2 protein-coding genes are annotated in these 1,280 nt (G+C 55.4%); one reads left to right on the top strand and one right to left on the bottom strand.

The features are described from left to right. Window positions 1-706: hypothetical protein (locus DMG62_25200; protein ID PYY18874.1), on the top strand; the 706-nt coding region annotated here is incomplete at its 5' end. A 28-nt stretch (window positions 707-734) separates the two neighbouring features. On the opposite strand, the gene DMG62_25195 is transcribed toward DMG62_25200, so the two are convergent. After that, on the bottom strand, window positions 735-1,280 hold a 546-nt coding region (locus DMG62_25195; protein PYY18873.1), incomplete at its 5' end, for a hypothetical protein.

Below are 1,280 nucleotides of genomic sequence, written 5' to 3'. Positions count from 1 at the left end.
TTGGATAAAAATCGATCTGCATATTCACACCCTCGATGACCCCAAAGACGCCGTGGATTTTTCAGCGCATCAATTGCTGGAACGCGCGCGCTCTCTCGGATTTCGCGTCCTCGCGATTACCCTGCATGACGCCGTGTTTGATCGGAAAGAAGTGTTCGCCGATGCGGCGGCAATGGGCATTCTACTGATTCCCGCGGTTGAGGTACGTTTGTTGGGTGCAGACGTGATTGTGTTGAATGTCACCGCGGCAGAGATTGCGCAGGTGAGAAATTTTGATGATCTGAGGCGGCTCCGGGCGCGCCGAGGGAATTCTATTTTCACTATCGCGCCGCATCCGTTCTACATTTTCGGCGGCTCAATTGGATCGCGGCTGGTCGCAGAGATCGATTGTTTTGATGCGATTGAGCTCTGTCATTTTCACATGGGCCCATTCAATCCGAACCGCCGGGCAGAAGGAGTCGCAACCCGGTTCGACAAACCATTAATTGCCACATCCGATGCGCATCGGCTGCACGCCTTTGGCCAGCATTACACGAGCATGCCAATGCCACCTGCGCTCACGGTCGAGAACGTTCTTGCAGGATTGCGTAACGGACCGTTGCGCCTAACAAGTCCTTCTTCAAGCCTGACGGATTTTGTGAGCGCGATCTACTTTGTTTTCCTCATGCATCCGTTTCGTGTCCGGCGAAAGATGGCTGTTCCATGAGTCGCCAACGGAACAGGAACGTCCGGCCTTATTGCTGAGGAGCAGCCTTGGTGAGGTCGTAAATTGCGCCCCAATCACCGGACGCGACGAGGAATGCCTTGGCTTCCCATGGCCGGCTACTTGATTGGTAATTAGTCTTCTCATCCTGGCCCCAGAAGATGTAGCGAACGCCCAAAGCTTTCGCGGCCTCGCGCCAGTTTGCCGCGCCGTTCATCAACGCCGTCAACTGATCATTGGCCTTGCCGTAATCGAGGCCTTCCGTCCACAAATGCCCGGGATAGCCGAGGACAACTTTGCGGCCTTGTAGCAAAACTGGATGATTGTAGGTGGGATAAGTGGCGAATCGGGCTTCCACCGGTAACGGCCGAAGTGCGGTGCCGATGTGATCAAGTCTGGCGCGTTCGATCAAGCCGAAACCCGGGTGTCCTGCAGACAGCCCGCCAAGCAGCGTGACGAATCCTGAACCGAAGAGCAGCAGACATGTTGCCGCCCGCTCCGGGAAAGCCCAGCGCCCAATGATGTCGCTCCACAGAAAAGGCAGAATAAGAAAATAACCCCACACCATGAGCTTGAG

This window comes from Acidobacteriota bacterium (assembly GCA_003225175.1).
Lineage (GTDB): Bacteria > Acidobacteriota > Terriglobia > Terriglobales > Acidobacteriaceae > Gp1-AA112.
This window is presented reverse-complemented; position numbering and strand designations above follow the sequence as displayed.